Annotated in this window: 15 protein-coding genes; all 15 read left to right on the forward strand. The window is 47.0% G+C overall.

Annotation, left to right across the window (positions count from 1 at the left end; all coding sequences use genetic code 11):
* Nucleotides 1-85 precede the first annotated feature (85 nt).
* The 15 genes from ACO05Z_RS19025 (at nt 86) to ACO05Z_RS19095 (ending at nt 19,194) form a co-directional block, all read left to right on the forward strand.
* A complete protein-coding gene (locus ACO05Z_RS19025; RefSeq protein ID WP_421903766.1) occupies nt 86-1,225 on the forward strand; it encodes a DegT/DnrJ/EryC1/StrS family aminotransferase in 1,140 nt (379 codons plus the stop codon).
* Nucleotides 1,226-1,228: 3 nt separating this feature from the next.
* Nucleotides 1,229-3,100 carry a polysaccharide biosynthesis protein gene (locus ACO05Z_RS19030; protein ID WP_421903767.1) on the forward strand — a complete coding sequence of 624 codons (1,872 nt, stop codon included), beginning with the start codon at nt 1,229-1,231 and terminating at the stop codon, nt 3,098-3,100.
* Between the two features lie 6 nt (nt 3,101-3,106).
* Entirely contained in the window at nt 3,107-4,492 is a 1,386-nt protein-coding gene (locus tag ACO05Z_RS19035; RefSeq protein WP_421903768.1) for an MBOAT family O-acyltransferase, read from the forward strand.
* 2 nt (nt 4,493-4,494) lie between these two features.
* The gene (locus ACO05Z_RS19040; RefSeq protein ID WP_421903769.1) at nt 4,495-6,378 is read left to right on the forward strand and encodes an ankyrin repeat domain-containing protein; all 1,884 of its coding nucleotides are present in this window, start codon (nt 4,495-4,497) and stop codon (nt 6,376-6,378) included.
* A 215-nt stretch (nt 6,379-6,593) separates the two neighbouring features.
* Entirely contained in the window at nt 6,594-6,959 is a 366-nt protein-coding gene (locus ACO05Z_RS19045) for a hypothetical protein (protein ID WP_421903770.1), read from the forward strand.
* Nucleotides 6,960-6,996: 37 nt separating this feature from the next.
* Entirely contained in the window at nt 6,997-8,154 is a 1,158-nt protein-coding gene (locus ACO05Z_RS19050) for a DegT/DnrJ/EryC1/StrS family aminotransferase (RefSeq protein ID WP_421903771.1), read from the forward strand.
* 11 nt (nt 8,155-8,165) lie between these two features.
* The gene (locus ACO05Z_RS19055; RefSeq protein ID WP_421903772.1) at nt 8,166-9,734 is read left to right on the forward strand and encodes a Gfo/Idh/MocA family oxidoreductase; all 1,569 of its coding nucleotides are present in this window, start codon (nt 8,166-8,168) and stop codon (nt 9,732-9,734) included.
* A 15-nt stretch (nt 9,735-9,749) separates the two neighbouring features.
* Nucleotides 9,750-10,889 carry a glycosyltransferase gene (locus ACO05Z_RS19060; protein ID WP_421903773.1) on the forward strand — a complete coding sequence of 380 codons (1,140 nt, stop codon included), beginning with the start codon at nt 9,750-9,752 and terminating at the stop codon, nt 10,887-10,889.
* Nucleotides 10,890-10,891: 2 nt separating this feature from the next.
* Entirely contained in the window at nt 10,892-12,070 is a 1,179-nt protein-coding gene (locus tag ACO05Z_RS19065) for a glycosyltransferase family 4 protein (RefSeq protein WP_421903774.1), read from the forward strand.
* On the forward strand, nt 12,063-13,022 hold the full coding sequence (locus tag ACO05Z_RS19070) for an NAD-dependent epimerase/dehydratase family protein (RefSeq protein WP_421903775.1): 960 nt from the start codon (nt 12,063-12,065) through the stop codon (nt 13,020-13,022). Before ACO05Z_RS19065 ends, ACO05Z_RS19070 begins: the two co-directional genes overlap by 8 nt.
* 21 nt (nt 13,023-13,043) lie before the next feature.
* Nucleotides 13,044-14,753 carry an ATP-binding cassette domain-containing protein gene (locus ACO05Z_RS19075; protein ID WP_421903776.1) on the forward strand — a complete coding sequence of 570 codons (1,710 nt, stop codon included), beginning with the start codon at nt 13,044-13,046 and terminating at the stop codon, nt 14,751-14,753.
* 12 nt (nt 14,754-14,765) lie between these two features.
* Entirely contained in the window at nt 14,766-15,758 is a 993-nt protein-coding gene (gene pseB, locus ACO05Z_RS19080; RefSeq protein ID WP_421903777.1) for a UDP-N-acetylglucosamine 4,6-dehydratase (inverting), read from the forward strand.
* Nucleotides 15,759-15,766: 8 nt separating this feature from the next.
* Nucleotides 15,767-16,906 carry a UDP-4-amino-4,6-dideoxy-N-acetyl-beta-L-altrosamine transaminase gene (gene pseC / locus ACO05Z_RS19085; RefSeq protein WP_421903778.1) on the forward strand — a complete coding sequence of 380 codons (1,140 nt, stop codon included), beginning with the start codon at nt 15,767-15,769 and terminating at the stop codon, nt 16,904-16,906.
* Between the two features lie 2 nt (nt 16,907-16,908).
* Nucleotides 16,909-17,808 (forward strand): aldo/keto reductase, encoded by a 900-nt coding sequence (locus ACO05Z_RS19090; RefSeq protein WP_421903779.1) that lies wholly within the window; start codon nt 16,909-16,911, stop codon nt 17,806-17,808.
* Between the two features lie 66 nt (nt 17,809-17,874).
* Complete coding sequence (locus tag ACO05Z_RS19095) at nt 17,875-19,194, forward strand: aminotransferase class III-fold pyridoxal phosphate-dependent enzyme (protein WP_421903780.1); 1,320 nt, start codon at nt 17,875-17,877, stop codon at nt 19,192-19,194.
* The last annotated feature ends 2 nt before the right edge of the window (nt 19,195-19,196 follow it).

Here is a 19,196-nt window from a genome sequence, read left to right on the forward strand (position 1 = left end):
ACGCCAAAACTGTACTAAAGGCTGAAAATATAATATCAGACCCGTTGTTAGAGAAAAATTTTCAGCCCTAAAGGAAATCCCGCAAGTGTCCGCAAACCAAAATAAACGCATATATCTTTCCCCACCGCACATGGGTGGCAATGAACAGGAATATGTTCGCCAAGCTTTTGAAAGTAATTTCATTGCCCCGCTGGGCCCCATGGTCAATGGATTTGAGCAGGATTTCTCAGGACTTACCGGCTTTGCTCACTGCGCAGCCCTTTCCAGCGGAACCGCCGCCCTCCACCTTGCCCTACGCATTGTCGGTGTCCAACCGGGCGATGTGGTTATCGCTTCTTCGCTAACCTTCATCGGCAGCGTCAGCCCAATAACTTTCCTCGGAGCAGAGCCTGTTTTTATCGACAGCAACTACAAATCATGGAACATGGACCCGGAACTGCTCGCTGAGGCTGTTGCCCATTATATTTCCATAGGACGCAAACCCAAGGCGGTTATTCCTACAGATCTTTACGGTCAGTGCGCAGACTATGACCGAATCCTTGAAATCCTTGAACCGCACGGTATTCCCCTGATTGTGGACGCCGCAGAATCTGTAGGTGCCACCTATAAAGGCAGACATGCGGGCAAAGGCGCGCTCATGGCGTCATATTCCTTTAACGGCAACAAGATCATCACCACTTCCGGAGGCGGACTTCTCGCTTCAGATGATGAAGAAATGATCTCCCGTGCGCGCTGGCTTTCCCAACAGGCCAAGGAGCCGGAGCCATACTACGAGCACAATGAAATCGGCTACAACTACCGCATGTCCAACCTCGTAGCCGCTGTCGGCCGTGGGCAGGTGGAAGTAATCCCTGACCGGGTTAAGCGTAAAAGGGAAATTTTTGATTATTATGAGCAGGAACTGGGTTCTTGCCCCGGCATATCTTTCATGCCTGAAGCCGATTACGGCAAGTGCAACCGCTGGCTCTCTGTAATGCTGGTGGACAAAGAAGAATTCGGCGCTAGCCCGGATGAAATTCGAATAGCACTTGAAAAAGAAAACATCGAATCGCGCCCGGTATGGAAGCCTATGCACAACCAGCCCGTTTTCAGCAACAACACTGTTTTCGGGGGCAAAGTCAGCGAGGATCTTTTTGCACGCGGACTATGCCTGCCATCCGGTACAGCCATGGCAGCAGAAGAGATGAAAAGAATTGTAGACCTGATTAAAAGGTGCGGAAAATAAAATATGCTCCACAACCTGCGTAATGCAAATTTTTACCTCATGGTCCTGCTGGACCTGATTATATTTTGCGTAGCCTTCTACGGGGCTTACCTGTTTCGCTTTGACTTTAGTCTGCCGGAATATGCATCCACACAATGCCTTGAACTGCTCAAGTACACTGTGGTCATCAAATTTTCAGTTTTCCTTGGGCTCGGCCTTTATCGCGGTATGTGGCGCTATACCAGCCTGCGTGATCTCTGGCACATCCTTGAAGCAACCTTCCTGCAATCCTTGATTCTGGTTACTGTCGTTCTCTACAAATTTGGATTCAGCGGCTTTTCCCGTGGGGTATTCATTATTGACTGGATGCTGACCGTTTTCATGTGCGGTGGCATGCGAGTCATGATCCGCTCTTTTTACGCTTTCAAAGACGGCAATTCTATTAAATTTTCTCCGGAATCCTGTCCTGCTGAGGGTAATAACGCCTTGATCATCGGGGCTGGACGGGCTGGGGAAAAAGTTGTCCGTGAAATTAGAAGCAGCGGACAGCTCAAATATCTGCCCGTTGGCTTTCTGGATAATGACAAAAGCAAACGCGGAAGAACTATCCACGGTGTTCCCGTTCTTGGCCCCCTATCTGATTTACAAGAGCTGGTGCAAAACAAGTGCGTTAACGAAATCCTGATTGCCGTGGCAGAAGCTTCCGGTGCGGAAATGCGTGAGATCATCGATGCCTGCAAGGAAACCGGATTGCCTTACAAAATCCTGCCCGGCATGGATGAAATCATCAACGGCAAGGTCGGCATCAAGGCATTACGCGACGTCAGCTATCAGGATTTACTGGGCCGGGCTCCGGTCCAGCTGGATACTACTGCCATCAGCGACTATCTCTCCGGTAAAACCGTACTGGTAACCGGATGTGGCGGGTCCATCGGTTCAGAGCTTGTTCGTCAGGTGGTTCGCTTCAATCCTGCAAAACTAATCCTTGTAGATGCCAGCGAGGCCAATCTCTACGGCATCCAGATGGAATTACACCATGAACTGAAATTTCATGATTATGTCACCGTGCTGGGTTCAGTACAGGATGTACTGCTCATGGATGAAACATTCGCGAAGTTCAAACCGCACACCGTATTTCACGCAGCGGCCTACAAGCATGTGCCCATGATGGAACGCAACCCTTGGCAGGCCGTACACAACAATATCTGTGGCACAAAGAACGTCATGACCGCCGCGGACAAGCACGGAGTGGCCCGTTTTGTCATAGTCTCTACCGACAAGGCCGTGCGCCCTACAAACATCATGGGTGCTTCCAAACGGGTGACAGAACTGCTCATGCGTTTGTTTCACAACTCCGAAACAACCTTCATGGCTGTCCGCTTCGGCAACGTGGTCGGTTCTTCGGGCTCAGTTGTTCCCCTGTTCCGCCGCCAGATTGAAAAAGGCGGTCCGGTCACTGTTACCCATAAAGACGTAACCCGCTATTTCATGTCCATCTCCGAAGCAGCCCAGCTTATCCTTCAGGCTGGTGTAATGGCTGACGGCGGTGAAATTTTCATTCTCGAAATGGGCGAGCCCATCAAAATTGCAGACATGGCCCGCGACCTGATCCGTCTTTCCGGCAAAGAGCCGGACAAAGATATCGAGATCATCTTTACCGGTCTGCGTGAAGGCGAAAAACTCTACGAAGAACTAATTACCGAAGGTGAGGGAATCGTCCGCACTGAACATGATAAGATCATGGTCCTCAAAGGTGTTGAAAACGACCTTGAAGCCTACTGTGCCCAATTCAAAAATCAGCTCGCAGAAATGAAAGATGCGGCTGACAAATTCCATGCGGGCGGAGTCAGAGTCATGCTGCATGACGTGGTTCCTGAGTTTGATGAGGAGGGTTAACCCCCGGTGCTTTTCAACTCACACATATTCATTCTTTTTTTCCTGCCGCTGGTTTTCACTGTTTATTTCCTGCTCCGGAAATTCAGGCAGCATGAGGCAGGAAAGCTGTTCCTTGTTCTCGCATCCTTCACTTTCTATGCTTGGTGGAAGATCGAATACCTGTACCTTTTAGGTGGAACAATTCTTTTCAACTTCCTGATAGCCGAAGCCCTTTACCGCAAAAGGCATAAATTACTGCTGACCTTCGCTGTGGCCGGTAACCTGTCTGTGCTTGGCTATTTCAAATACAAAAACTTCTTCTTCGATAATATTGCCGGACTGACGGGAGTCCCGACCATCACCGAGAAAATCGTCATCCCACTAGGTGTCAGCTTCTACACATTTCAACAAATTTCATTTCTGGTGGACACTTACCGGGGTAAAGCAGCACGCTGCAACCTTCTGGACTACAGCCTTTTTGTTTCCTTCTTTCCACAACTTGTAGCCGGACCTATCAGTTACCAGCACGAGATCACACCGCAATTCAATGCCGAAAAAGCAGGACTAGTAAACTACACAAATATTGGTCAGGGCTTCTTCCTGTTCAGCATGGGGTTATTCAAAAAAATTGTCATTGCGGACTCTCTAGCCCCGTATGTTGAGAACGGCTTTGATAAAGCCATTGCTCTTCCTTTCTGGGATTCGTGGGCCGTAAGCCTCGCCTACACCTGCCAACTATATTTTGATTTCAGCGGATATACGGATATGGCTCTGGGGCTGGGGCTACTCTTCAACATCAAGCTGCCCAACAATTTCAATTCACCATACCAATCTCTGAACATTCAGGACTTCTGGCGACGCTGGCACATCACCCTTGGCCGATTTGTCCGCGATTATGTTTATTTTCCGCTGGGGGGCAGCCGCAAAGGAGCCTACCGCACCCTTGCCAACCTGATGTCCTCATTTCTGCTCATCGGTTTCTGGCACGGTGCCGGATGGAATTTTGTCCTCTGGGGCGGGTTGCATGGGACAGCAATGGTCGTCCACCGAATCTGGCAGAATACCGGAAACAAGCTCCCCGCATATGCTGGCTGGTTGCTGACCTTTCTCTACGTCAATGCATGCTGGGTTCTATTTCGAGCCGAGACAACCTTTGATGCTATCAAAATTTACAAGGGAATGCTGGGCATGACTAACATCGGTTTCTCTACTTCTCTTACATTCAAAGAAGAGTTCATACTGCTTGGTATTTGCATTGCCCTTATAGGATTTACAGCCAGATTTAAAAATTCAGTCGAGACAGCCAAAAACATGAAATTTTCTTTCAAAGAATCTATCATGACTGCAGCTATGTTCATGGCGTCATTTGTAATGCTCTACACACACCAAACTTTTCTCTATTTTGACTTCTAGCCATGAATAAAAAATGGACCATAGCCACAATCGGGACAGTGGCCTTCATAGTTTTATCGCTGATTCTTGCAGTCAATATTGTAGTCGACCCGTACGGTGAATACAGAATCGTCGAGGCTCCCTTCAATAAACTTAAATTCAAGGCCCAGAAAACCAGCGCACTGCAAGTAGCTTCTAAACTCTATGACGACGAATATACCCTTATCTTTGGCAGCAGCAGGACGATGCTGATCTCCGAAGATATCCTTGGGGAACCGGTTCTAAATTTCAGCACTTCCATCTACAATAATCCGGGAGATATTCTGGCCCTGCTGGAAACACTGGATGAAAAGCAAATCAAAAACATCAAGCAGATATATTATCTAATTGATATTAATAGCTTTCACTACCAGAACTCAGCCCCGGAGCTTGCCAGTAAACTAGCTCTTTTCATGGAAAGTTTCCGCAATATAGGTCCCCAAAAAATTGAGGATGCTTGGCAATGCATTACTGAAAACCTTGGGCCGGAATCTGATAAACCTAATTATATCGATGAATTTGGGGTCTTAAATAAGGAAGAGGCTCCTTACAAAGACAAAAAGCCCTTCTTTTCAAGCCACTATGTAACATCTTATTACCTTGATAAACTGACAGAGATTAATTCTTTTTGTAAAAAAAATTCAATTCCGACTATTTACTTTACTATTCCTTGGATAAAACCATTTGCTGAAAACCAGAGTTTCTTCCTAAAAAAAATCATGAGGAAAATCCCTACTACTCAAATTGATTTTTATGATTTTTACTTGAATACAGACATAACTGGTAACAAAAACTTATTTACGGACCCTTCTCACCTCAATGCCAAAGGACTCAAAAAGATATTTACCCCCCCTTATTGGACCAAAGACAGAATAAGGCATGCAAACAATGCCCAATCACCTAATATTGATTTTACAACAATACGGAACAGCGAATTTTCAAGTTACGTCATCGAAAACTTTGCAGCTTTGGATGCAAGCATTTTCAACCAGATGAGTGATTCCAAACGCCCAGACCTGATTCTGGCAATGTACGACACCCCACTTTCAAAGAAAAAACTTGTTTCGGATTGTTTTCTTCTTGGTCAAACATCTTTATTGAAGGAACTACTTTCAAACGGGCGCTCATTTAATACTGATCAGGATACAATCGACTTGTGTTTACTCCAGGCAATCATGTCAGGTAATATAGAATTGATTAAAGCAGCAATACTACTTGGGGCTGACGTTAACAGCATTGCTAACAAAGGAGAACCGCCTTTAAGTACTGCAACACGAGCAACAAAAGGAACCTATATTGTAAAATTTCTTTTAGAAAATGGAGCGAATGAAAACTACATCAACAAAAAGAATACACTTAATCAGGCCCTAGCCCATTCAGTGTATACTCTTGCTTTACTGAAAGGAGATATGGAAAAACTTACTTTTTTCATAAACAACTCCAATGATTCGCCACTTTCGCGACATGCAAAACTTTTGCTCGAACTGGAAAAAAATCCCGACAACGCAACGGCCTACGCGGAATGCACCAAATTGCAAAACAAACACTATAACGTCGACAACATAGCAACTGCACGTTTTTTTATTTCAGACCCCGATCAATGCTACATAAAAAAAGAAAACGGCCTAGACTTGCTTGTTCTTCCTGAAGGGACACACCAAATATCATCAATAACAGCAAGTTTATTCAAAAATATTAAAGTAAAAAAAAGATTTATAGATATTGCTGACACCGTCTTTAGCGAGAAGATTAGAACACAAGATATGACACCAGCAGAAAGGCAAAAAAGATTTTCAACTTTAGTAACAACGCTGCACAATTTAGTACTATATTTGGAAAAACAAAAAATTCTCAAAAGGCTAAACTAGAACACTCTATTCAATTTGACAGTTCGTTCAGAATAACTTAACAAACTCAAATCATGCTCAAAGAATTATTTACCTCAAAAACTAGAATAAAGCTGCTGCTAAAGCTATTTCTAAACCCTGAAGTATCTTCATATCTCAGGGAATTAGCATCAGAATTTGATGTTTCACCTAATGCTATGAAAGAAGAATTGGATGGCCTAAGTGAAGCAGGTTACTTGAACAAGAAGAAAGAAGGACGCTATATTTTCTACAACGCCAATTCTTCACATCCATTTTTTCCTGAAATCAGTTCCATCGTCCGCAAATATATAGGAATTGACCAAATTCTTGAGTACATCCTCTCTACTATAGGCGATGTTGATTCTGTTTATATTCTGGATGATTATGCCAAGGGAATAGATTCCGGCATTATCGATGTCCTAATTATCGGCGATGAAACAGATTCCGAACGTATCGGGGATCTCTGTACTAAAGCAGAAGATGCCATCAAGCGTAAGATAAGACTTATGGTATTAAACACCGAAGAATTCGATCAAACAAGTGAAATTTATTTGAGACGGCCCAACTGGAAAGTCGTCTAGGCAAACAAAAACGCATAAAACATGGAGAATCACTCTCATGGGTATACCTTTTATTGACCTTAAAAAACAATTTTCCCGCATTGAAGAACAGGTTCGCGGCAACATGGACGCAGTGCTTGAACACGGAGCCTACATCATGGGTCCCGAAATTCCTGCTCTAGAGAAACGTCTTGCCGAATACTGCGGCACCAAGCACGCTCTCGGTTGCGCATCCGGAACAGATGCCCTGACCCTCGCCCTTATGTCTCTGGACGTAAAACCGGGCGACGCTGTTTTCACTACTCCGTTCACTTTCTTTGCTACTGCAGAAACAATTGCGCTCACCGGTGCAACCCCGGTATTTGTTGACATTGATCCGGTCACTTTCAATATCGACCCTGAGAAACTCGAAAAAACAATCGAAGCAATGAAGGGTGCAGACAACGGCATGGTTCTGCCCAACGTTGAAGGTTTAACCCCCAAAGGCATTATGCCTGTTGATATTTTCGGTCTTCCTGCCGATTATGACGCAATCAAGGCCATCGCTGACAAGCATGACCTGTTCATCATTGAAGATGCAGCACAGAGCTTCGGCGGAGAATACAAAGGCAAACGAGCCTGCTCCCTTGGTGACATAACCTGCACTTCCTTCTTCCCTGCAAAGCCCCTCGGCTGCTACGGTGACGGTGGCATGTGCTTCACCGATGACGACGAACTGATCGAGCGTCTGCGCTCCCACCGTGTCCACGGTCAGGGACCGGATAAATACGATAATATCCGCCTTGGTATTACCGGTCGTCTCGACACACTGCAGGCTGCTGTGCTGCAGGCCAAATTCGATATTTTCCCTGAAGAAGTAGATCTCCGCGATAAGGTTGCAGACACTTATGCAGAGCTCCTCGCTAATGTTGAAGGGCTGACTGCCCCCAGCGTTCCTGAAGGGTACCGCTCTGTATGGGCTCAGTACTGCCCGCTGGCAAAAGACAGCGAGCACCGCGACCGCATTCAGGCTGCTTTAAGCGAAAAAGGCATCCCTTCCCCCATCTACTACCCGATTCCCATGCATTTGCAGACCGCATTCAAGGAACTCGGATACAAAATGGGTGACTGCCCGGTAAGTGAAGATGCAGCAAGCCGTATTTTCGCTATTCCCATGCATCCTTATCTTGAAAAAGAACAGCAGGAGATGATCGCGGAAGCAATCAAAAACGCCTAAAGGAGAATCCAATGAGCAAGCTCAAAGTAGCTGTGATAGGTTCCGGTTATTGGGGGAAAAATCTGGTCCGCAACTATGACCGAATTGGTGCGTTGAAAATGATCTGCGACACCAACAAAGACATTCTTGCGAACTTCAAAAAACAGTATCCTGAAGTGGAAACTGTCTTTAGCTACAACGAAGTCCTTTCCAACAAAGGAATTGACGGAGTCATAATAGCAACCCCAGCAGAAACACACTTTGAGCTTGCACACAAAGCCTTGAAAGCAGGCAAGCACGTATACGTTGAAAAACCATTGGTGCTTAATGAGGCAGAAGCTGAGCAGTTGATAAAAATAGCAGAAGAGAAGAAGCGCATCCTCATGGTAGGTCATCTTCTCCAGTACCACCCCATTTTTGTTGAACTGCGTAATCTCGTCAGTTCCGGAAAACTGGGACGCATCAACTACATCTACTCCAACAGGCTGAACCTCGGTAAAATCCGCCGCGAAGAGAATATTCTCTGGTCATTCGCCCCCCATGACATTTCCATGATACTCTCCCTTACCGGAGAAGAACCGGAAAAGGTCATCGCTACCGGTGGAAACTACCTGCATCAGCATATTGCTGACGTCACCACCACCCACCTTGAATTCCCCAGCGGAACCAAGGCTCACATTTTCGTTTCATGGCTGCACCCCTTCAAAGAACAGAAGATGGTTGTAGTCGGTGAGGGAAAAATGGCAGTGTTTGACGATACCCAGCCTTGGGAAGAGAAGCTTCTGCTCTACCCGCATAAAGTGGAATGGGAAAACAATGTTCCCGTCCTCAATAAAGCTGACGCTGAAAGGGTTGAAGTTCTCCAGGATGAACCATTATTCCTCGAATGCAAACACTTCCTTGATTGCATTGAGTCCAGTGTTCTACCCAGAACCGATGCTGAGGAAGGTTTAAGAGTACTCAAAGTCCTCAATGCAGCTCAGGAATCCATGAACAATAGAGGCTGCGAAGTTCTGCTGAATGCCGAAACTGATGCTGCTTCCGCACAGGTCCATGAGACTGCTGTTGTTGATGCCGGCGCGGTTATCGGTGCTGGGACCAAGATCTGGCACTTCTCACATGTGATGAAGAACACCACTATCGGTGAGAACTGCAACCTTGGCCAGAACGTTGTTGCCGGCCCAGATGTAACCATCGGCAACGGCTGCAAAATCCAGAACAACGTATCCGTCTATAAGGGCGTAACTCTCGAAGATGATGTATTCTGCGGACCTTCTATGGTCTTCACCAATGTGTTCAATCCCAGAGCACATGTGAACCGTATGAATGAAGTACGTGAGACTTTGATCAAAAAGGGCGCCACTCTCGGAGCAAATAGCACCATCGTATGCGGCAACACCGTAGGCAGATATGCTTTAATCGGCGCCGGAGCGGTTGTTACAAAGGATGTACCGGACTATGCCCTCATGGTTGGAAATCCTGCAAAAAGAAACGGATGGGTTTGCGAATGCGGCGAAATACTGCCCCAAGCCCTTGAATGCATAAGTTGCACTCGAAGATACGAAGAAACAGGCAAAGACAGCCTGACCCTTTGTAAATAGAAACAGGACGAAGCAATGGGCAAGACTTTATTTGTCATCATAACTGATCGCCTTTCCCATATCATTGGGAAAGGCGAACTGATTGACCGCTACTACAATCCCGGCGGAGTCTTCAGTCACGTCCATATCCTAATGACAAATGATGACCGACCGGACAAGGCAGCTCTTCAGCGCACCGTTGGCGATGCCGAATTGACACTGCACAACCTGCCCTCCGGCATGGGATTGCTGGCAAAAACTTTCTGGTGCCCATTCCTACTACGCGGCTGGGCTGACCATGCTGTTGCCCTTGCAAAAGAAATCAAACCGGATCTGGTCCGCTGCTATGGCAATTTCATCAACGGTTTTGCTGGCGCAAGGATAAAGGAAGAATTGAGCATTCCTCTATTTGTTTCCCTGCACACCCAGCCGGATCAGACCAGAGTCAACCCTGATGTAGATTTTAAAACAAAGATTTTTTACGCACTTTCAAAAGGAGTAGAAAAATACACCCTTAAGAAAGCGGACAAAGTCAGTTGTGTGTACGGTTCCATATTGGAATACGCAAAGAACAACGGAGCGGCCGCTCCATTTGTTGCCTACAATGTGATCAACCCTGACAAGATTGTGCGCAAAAATGCCTACGACTCTTCAGGGATTTTAAAAATTCTCTACGTAGGCCGGGTTATTCCTGCCAAGAATCCAGAAAACATCATTCGTGCTCTTCAGGACATTGACGCTGAGCTAACTGTTGTGGGCAGCGGCTCCAAAGAGCAGGAACTTGCGGATTTGGTCAAAGAACTCAAGCTAGACAAAAAGGTCCGCTTCATCCCGGCAATGCCAAATGACGAACTCTGCCGGAGCATGCATGAATATGACCTGTTTGCCGGACACTCCCAGTACAGCGAATTTCCCAAGACAGTACTTGAGTCTTCCCTGTGCGGATTGCCCATTTTATTTAATTCGCGTAGGGGAACGCCTGTTCCTGAATTTGAGAATAACCTTGCCAAAATGGTCGAAGACTCCCCCACTGGATACCGTGATGGGATTCAGTTTTTCTTAAATAAGGACAACCGCGAAGAATTCGGCATTAGAGCTGCTGACTATGCGGATGGACACTGGTCCCCAGACCATGCAGAAAAAATATTTGCAGACATCCACAGGGAGCTTATTTAACGATGAAAAAATCCATCCTGTTCATAACATATGATTTTCCGCCGATTCTTTCGCCGGAATCCATTCAGGTTCAACGTCGTGCATTGACTCTTGCCCAGAATGGACACCGAGTGCATGTTCTGACCTGCTGCGAAAGTCCTGACTTTGAATTTCTGGACCCGAAACTGCGCCGGGACCATGAAAACCTGACCATTCATCGAGTTAACAGACTCCCCGGCGAAAAATGGCTGCACTATCTCTGCGGCGGACTGGAAATCACTGACCGTAAATTCTGGTGGAAATTCCCTGCAGCCAATGCGGCAATCAAACTGATTAAAGAATTTCAGATCGACGCTCTTTATACTCACTCCACCCCGCTGGTGAACCATCTGGCCGGGCTGGCAGTTAAGGAAACTGATCGCAATCTGCACTGGACCGCACATTTTTCTGATCCATGGACCCTGAACCCATATCTTTCGTATCGCACCGGACTCCAGCGCAAGCTAAACAAGATGTACGAAAAAACGGTCATTTCTAGGACAGACACAATCACGGTCACCTCAGAAAAGACCAAGGACCTTTTTGTAAAAGGCTTGAGTGCAGATCAGGATAAGATCAAAGTCCTGCCCCATGTCTATGACCCGGACCTATACACACGCAGGCAAAGCGAACCGCAGAAAAAGATCATCGCCCATACCGGAAATATTTACGGGTTGCGTTCTGCTGCGCCGCTAATTGAAGCGGTCAACAAAGTGCAACCGCAGAATCTCGAATTTCACTTCTATGGACGCATGAAAGAAGAAGAACGTCAATTGGCAGAAAGAAAATGCCCTGAACTGATCAAATTCTTTGATCCTGTTCCTTATCTGGATTCCATTGAAGTCCTCTCCGAAGCGGACATCCTGTTGGTCATTGATGCCCCGCTCAAGGATTCACCCTTTTTTCCTTCCAAGCTCGCCGACTACATCGGAACGGGCAAACCGGTAGTGGCCCTGAGTCCGCTTTCATCCACCACAACCCAGATTGTACGCGATATCCAGAAAGAATTGCTGGTGGCTGATAGTGCCGATGTTCCGTCCATTGCCGCCCTTGTTCGCAGGCTGGACTCAACGGAACTCGCCAAACTGCGTAACGAAGGAAAAAATTTCTACAACATGAACAACAGCTACGAAAACATTCGTGAGGCCCTTTTCAATGAATAATGCCAAAGTGCTTGTAACCGGCGGCGCAGGTGCCATCGGACTGAATTTGATTGAAAGACTGCTCAAAGCCGGAGCCAGCTCGGTGATGGTTCTTGATGACCTTTCCTCCGGCTATAAAAACTATCTCCCCGATGATGAGCGGATCACCTTTGTTAAAGCTGATATCGGACAGATAGAGACCTATCGAACTGAAATGGACGATTTCAAGCCTGACTATGTTTTCCACCTAGCTGCTCATTTCGCCAATCAGAACTCCGTGGACCACCCTTTCAAGGATGTGCAGGCCAACATTATCGGCACCATGAATCTGCTGGAGATCTGCAAGGAAAACAAGGGGCTGAAAAAATTTGTCTACACTTCTTCTTCATGCGTTTACGGGAATGCCGCCATCATGAACGAGAACGACTATATTTACCCCCACGAAACTCCGTATGCCATCAACAAGTACACCGCAGAACTGTACGTGAAGTACTACGCTTCCATGTTTGATATTCCGGCTGTATCCATCAGAGTTTTCAACACCTATGGCCCCTACGAGCCGCATGGCGCCTATCGCAATGTTATCCCCAACTTCATCGTCCGGGCCATCAAGGGCGAGTCTCTTTTCATAACCGGGGACGGTACTGAAACCCGCGATTTCACCTTTGTAGGCAATACCGCACAGTTGCTGACCCTTGCCGCTCTTTCTGATGTTGCTGACGGTGATATCTTTAACGGTGGAACCGGCAAGCCGACAAAAATCATCGACCTTGCCAGAATGATCCTTGATTTCACAGGCTCATCTTCTAAAATCGTCTTCAAAGAGCGCCGCAACTGGGACGCAGTCACAGACCGCCTTTCCGACATTTCCAAATCATGGAAAGAGCTTGGCTATGAACCGGAAGTCCCTCTTGAGGAAGGTCTGAAGACGACTGTGGATTGGTACATGAATGATTATGAGATTGAAGATTAAGAAAAGGATTTACCCTCTATTATGATCAACAAGATCAAGGGACTTTTAACTACAGCCCAGAAAAGAAGCATTTTCGGGCTGGTTGTTCTGTCCATCCTTATCTCAGGTATTGAGACTGTAGGCATCTCTGCTATTCTGCCTTTTATTTCAGTAGCCAGTGATTTTTCGCTGGTTACCGACAATAAATACTACCACTTTGCCTACACCCTCCTTGGATTCAGTGATGTGCAATCTTTTGTTGTCACTTTCGGATTTGTACTGATCGGTTTCTATGTTTCCAGAGGAATATTCAACCTCTGCTACATGTACTTTATCCAGAGATATTCACAGGGAGTTTTTCTCTCTCTGGCCACAAGAATATTCTCCAACTATGTTCATATCAAATACCAGGATATGACTACCCGGAACAGCTCCGATCTTTCCAAAAAGCTGATTACTGAAACCAATAATGCAGCACTTTTCTTCTATTCCCTGCTGCTGCTGATTTCTGAACTGTTTGTTTCTTCCTTTCTGTATACCGCCCTGCTTGTGGTTAACTGGAAAGTAACTCTGATCCTGACCGGTTTTCTCGGCCTGATGGTCCTACTCCTGGTTAAGGTGATTTCACGCCTGATCAAACGGGAAGGCCTGAAACGCAACCATTTTCAGGAAAGATACTACCGGACAATCAGCGAAACCCTGAGCAACCTGAAATTCATCAAACTCATGGCAGGCGAAGAGACTGCGATCAAAGCCCTGAACAAATCCGGTCAGGGATATGTCAACGCCATGGTTATGAACAACACCTACAACACAGTACCAAGGCTTTCGCTGGAAAGCATCGGCTTCTCTTTGCTCATCGCTGCGATCATTTACGCACTTATGCATGGACAAAACGTAGCGACTATCATTCCCATAGTCTCTTTGTTTGCCTTGGCCATGTATCGCATGCTGCCCTCGGTAAACCGCATTCTGAGCAGCTACAACAACATGCTCTATTATACCAAGAGTATTGACCTGCTCCACGATGACCTCAATATCGTCACCCACAAACTGGGCAACGGTCCTCTGGAATTCAATAAGCATATCAGCATCCGGAAAATGAGTTTCGGCTACACTGAAGAGCTGGTGCTTAAGAATATTTCCATGGATATCAAAAAGGGCGAAAAGATAGCCCTGATCGGAGAAAGCGGCGCAGGCAAAAGCACACTTGCAGACATTATAATCGGAATGTACACCTCCTTCTCCGGAAGCATTGATGTTGACGGCGAAGGACTGACCGAAAAAAACATGCTCACATGGCGTGAAAAAATCGGCTACATCCCGCAATCAATATATCTTTTTGATTCAACCGTAGCTGAAAACGTTACCTTTGGCCGTGCCCTTGACGAAGACCTGATCAAAGACGCTCTCGACAAGGCCGAACTCACCCCGTTCCTCGAGCAGAATGAGGGGATCAACACTCCGGTAGGTGAAGACGGATCGCAATTATCCGGGGGCCAGAAACAGCGAATCGCCATCGCCAGAGCCATTTACGGCAACCCAGACCTGCTGGTTCTTGATGAAGCAACCTCTGCTCTGGATAGCAAGACCGAGAAACGGATCATGGATCATATTTTCAAGGTCAGCGAAGGCAAGACATTGATTATTATCGCACACAGGCTCTCCACTATCGAGCAGTGCGACAAGGTATATAGAATTGAAGACAAAGGCATCCGCCTTATTGAAGATAAATCAACCCTTAAGGGTTAAGAGGAGAATATAATGTTTACTGGAAAAACCATTCTAATCACTGGCGGAACAGGTTCATTCGGGCACAAATGCACTAAGATGATCCTAGAAAAATACTCTCCTAAAAGATTAATCATCTACAGCCGTGACGAATTTAAACAGTACGAAATGTCCCGGAAATTTTCTGATAAAGAATTTCCCTGCATGCGCTACTTCATCGGTGATGTTCGCGACAAGGAAAGACTTTATCGTGCACTCCGTGGCGTTGACTACGTAATCCACGCTGCTGCCATGAAACAGGTTCCCGCTTCAGAGTACAACCCCTTTGAAGCTATCAAGACCAACATCATCGGCGCCCAGAACCTCATCAACACCTGCATCGATGTGGGTGTAAAAAAAGTAATCGCACTGAGCACAGATAAAGCTGTAAGCCCCGCAAACCTCTACGGCGCCACCAAGCTTTGCTCTGACAAACTTTTTGTTGCTGGTAACCTCTATGCAGCATCCGGAGACACCAAGTTCAGTGTTGTCCGTTACGGTAACGTTGTGGGCAGCCGCGGCAGCGTTATCCCCCTCTTCCAAAAGCAGAAAGAGACCGGTACCCTGACTATCACCGACCCGCGCATGACCAGATTCTGGACCACTCTTGAAGACGCTGTTCAGTTTGTTCTCGACGGTTTTAAAAAAATGGTCGGCGGTGAAATTTTTGTTCAGAAGATTCCGAGCATGAAAATTACAGATCTGGCTAAAGCCATGGGGCCTGACTGCGAACAGAAAATCATCGGTATCCGCCCCGGAGAAAAACTCCATGAAATGATGATTTCTGCTGATGATGCCCGCAACACAGCTGAATTTGATGATTACTATGTAATCAAGCCAGACTCCGAATTCATGACCACCCACGCAGAAATGATCGGCGGAGCGCCCGTTGCTGAAGGTTTTGAATACACCTCTGACAGCAACGTTGACTGGGTGGATGAAGAAGGCCTGATCAAAATGGTTTCAACCATCAAAATTGACCACTAGAGACACCCGTGGGCAAATCTAAATACATTCCTTACGGCTGCCAATCCATAGATGAGCAGGACCTTAAGGCTGTTGCCGATGCCCTCACCTCCGGGTGGCTGACAACAGGCCCCAATGTCGATGAATTCGAAGAAGCTGTAGCCCGGCTTTCAGGAGTTCAATACGGCGTTGCGGTCAGTAGTGGTACAGCTGCGCTGCATGCGGCAATGTTCGCTTTCAACATCAAAGAAGGCGACGAGGTCATATTGCCACCCATGACCTTTGCCGCCACAGCAAACTGCGTGGCATATATGGGGGCAACTCCGGTCTTTGCCGATGTTGCCCCGGACACCCTGCTCATTGATCCTGTCGAGGTGGAAAAGAAAATCACCTCAAAGACTAAAGGGATTATCGCTGTTGATTACGCAGGGAGCCCTTGTGACTACATTGCCTTACGTAAAATTGCAGATGAGCACGGACTGTTCCTTGCGGCAGATGCTTGTCACAGTTTCGGGGGAAAATATAATGGTTCTCCTGTAGGTTCACTAGCGGACATCACGACCTACAGCTTTCACCCCGTAAAACACATAACAACAGCTGAAGGCGGAATGGCTGTTACTGACAACCAAAGATACAGAAAGCGTATGACCCGGTTCAGAAACCACGGAATAAATGCCGACTTTAAAGAACGTCCGGACTGGTTCTATGAAATGGAGGATCTGGGATTCAATTACAGAATCTCGGATATCCAGTGCGCTCTGGGACTGAGTCAGCTGAACAAATTGCCGGACTGGGTAACCCGCAGACGTGAGCTGGCCGCCATATATGACAGGTTGTTTGCTGAAATTGATGGGATAACCCCACTTGGAAAACCGGACAATGTAAATCCGGCTTTTCATTTATATGTTGTCAAAACAGACGATTCTCTTAGACGAGAAATTTTCAGCTACTTTCGTAAACACGGCATAGGAGTACAGGTACATTACATTCCTGTACACCTACATCCGTTTTATAAAAAGAGATTCAACACCCATAAAGGAATGTGTCCTGTGGCTGAAAAGGAATATGAAAGTATTATTTCCCTGCCCATATTTCCCGGTATGGACAACGACGACATAAACAGAGTCGTTGAAACAGCCAGATCAGCCATTGCGGCAGCTAAAGGATAGCAATGTCAAAGACAGATATGTCACGCCTTGTACTTGGTACAGCCCAACTCGGAATGAACTACGGCATTGCCAACAAGACAGGCCAGCCCAGCCGCGAAATCGCTGAAAGCATTGTTTCCATCTCTTGGAAAAACGGTGGACGCGAATTTGATACCGCACAAATCTACGGCAACAGCGAAACTCTTCTTGGAAAAATTCTGAAAAATCTGGACCGAGGCAGGGAAGCAAAGATTATCAGCAAACCGGATCCGAAGATTGACATCTTGCAACCCGGCAATATGGAGCAGGCGGTCCGCAGCTCTCTTGCAAATATCGGCTTGGATAAATTTTACGGCTACATGGTCCATAAGGAAGAATTCCTTACTGAATGGGACAAGGGAATCGGCATACAGACCGAAGAAATCCGCGCTAAAGGTCTGGTCGATAATATTGGAATCTCAGTATATTCCCCAGAAAACGCCCGGCTGGCCATTGAAACCGACGGAGTCGACCTGATTCAGATCCCTTCCAACATCCTTGACCGCCGCTTTGAAAAAGAAGGCATTTTCGACCTTGCCTGCAAAAAAGGGAAGTCCATATACGTACGCTCTGTTTTCCTTCAGGGGCTGATTTTCATGAATCCTGAAGATCTTCCTGAGCACATGAAATTTGCAGCCCCTTACATTCAAGAGGTTTCCAAAATCGCAGCAGATGCAGGGATTTCTGTTCAGGAACTCGCTTTAAGTTACGCTGCCAAGGCGTATCCCGAAGCAAAGATTCTTGTTGGAGCAGAGCTACCGGAGCAGATGCAGGAGAACATTAAATCTTTCAGCCTTGATTGCCCTGATTCCCTGAGGGACAAGATCCGCACAACCTTTGATTCTGTCCCGGAGAAACTGGTTAACCCGGTTCTTTGGAACTAATTACTATATATTTCTACAGCAACCAGTCCGAGGCGCAGCCCAAAACGGACTAAAACGAGTTTAGACATGAAGAAACTAGATTTATCACTTAAGGCTCAGGAAAAAGCCAAAGAACGAATTCCCGGAATGACCCAATTGCTTTCCAAACGACCGGATATGTTTTCCATGGGCGTCTGGCCTGCATACTACTCCAAAGCCTCCGGCTCTCAGGTTTGGGATCTGGACGGTAACCAGTATACTGATATGAGCATCTCCGCCATCGGTGCCTGCGTCCTTGGCTACAACGACCCGGATGTTGACAGCGCAGTCATCAAAGCCATTCAGAACGGCGTTGCTTCTTCCCTTAACTGCTATGAGGAAATCCAACTGGCAGAACTGCTCTGCGACATCCACCCCTGGGCGGATATGGTCAGGTATGCCCGCACCGGCGGCGAAGCTATGGCTGTTGCGGTCAGGATTGCAAGGGCCAGCACTGGGCGTGATAAAATCGCCTTCTGCGGCTACCACGGCTGGCATGACTGGTATCTTGCCGCCAATCTAAAAACAGATGACGCCCTGGAAGGGCACCTTATTCCGGGGCTTGAGCCTGCCGGCGTACCCAGCCAGCTTTCCGGAACCGCCCTGCCCTTCGGATACAATAAACCCGAAGAGCTGGAAAAAATCCTTGCTGAAAACAAAGGCGAGATTGCTGCTGTTGTCATGGAGCCGATCAGGAATATCCATCCTGATGAAGGTTTCCTGAACAAGGTAAAAGAACTGGCTAAAGAAGCCGGAGCTGTCTTTGTTTTTGACGAAATTTCTGCAGGTTTCAGAATCTGCCCCGGCGGCAGCCATCTGACTCTCGGCAGTGAACCGGATATGGCTATTTTCTCAAAAGCCATCGGTAATGGTTATCCCATGTCAGCCATTATCGGTAAAAAGTCAGTCATGGAAGCTGCCCAGAAAACATTCATCAGCAGCACCAACTGGACTGAACGGGTCGGCCCCGCAGCCGCTCTGGCCACCATACAGAAATTTATCGCAAACAATGTGCATGAACACCTTGTAGAGCTGGGAACCAGAATACAGTCCGGCTGGCAGAAAGCCGCCGACAATGCCGGACTCAAAGTCCATTGCGGAGGAATCCCCCCGCTCAGCCACTTTAACTTCGAAGAGGAAGACCCGCTCTCCCTTAAGGCTTTGCATATCCAGCAGATGCGCGACGAAGGATTCCTTGCTTCCAACATCTACTACTCCATGTTCGCCCACACCTTTGAAGAAGTGGACAAATACCTTGAGGCCACCACCCGCAGCTTTGAAAGCATCGCAGAGGCCATGAAAAAAGGTGAAGTTCACACACGCATGGAAGGCCGCAAATCCGGCACAGGCTTTAAAAGGATCACCTAATC

The sequence above is a fragment of the Maridesulfovibrio sp. genome, from assembly GCF_965230075.1.
In the GTDB taxonomy this organism is placed as follows: domain Bacteria; phylum Desulfobacterota; class Desulfovibrionia; order Desulfovibrionales; family Desulfovibrionaceae; genus Maridesulfovibrio.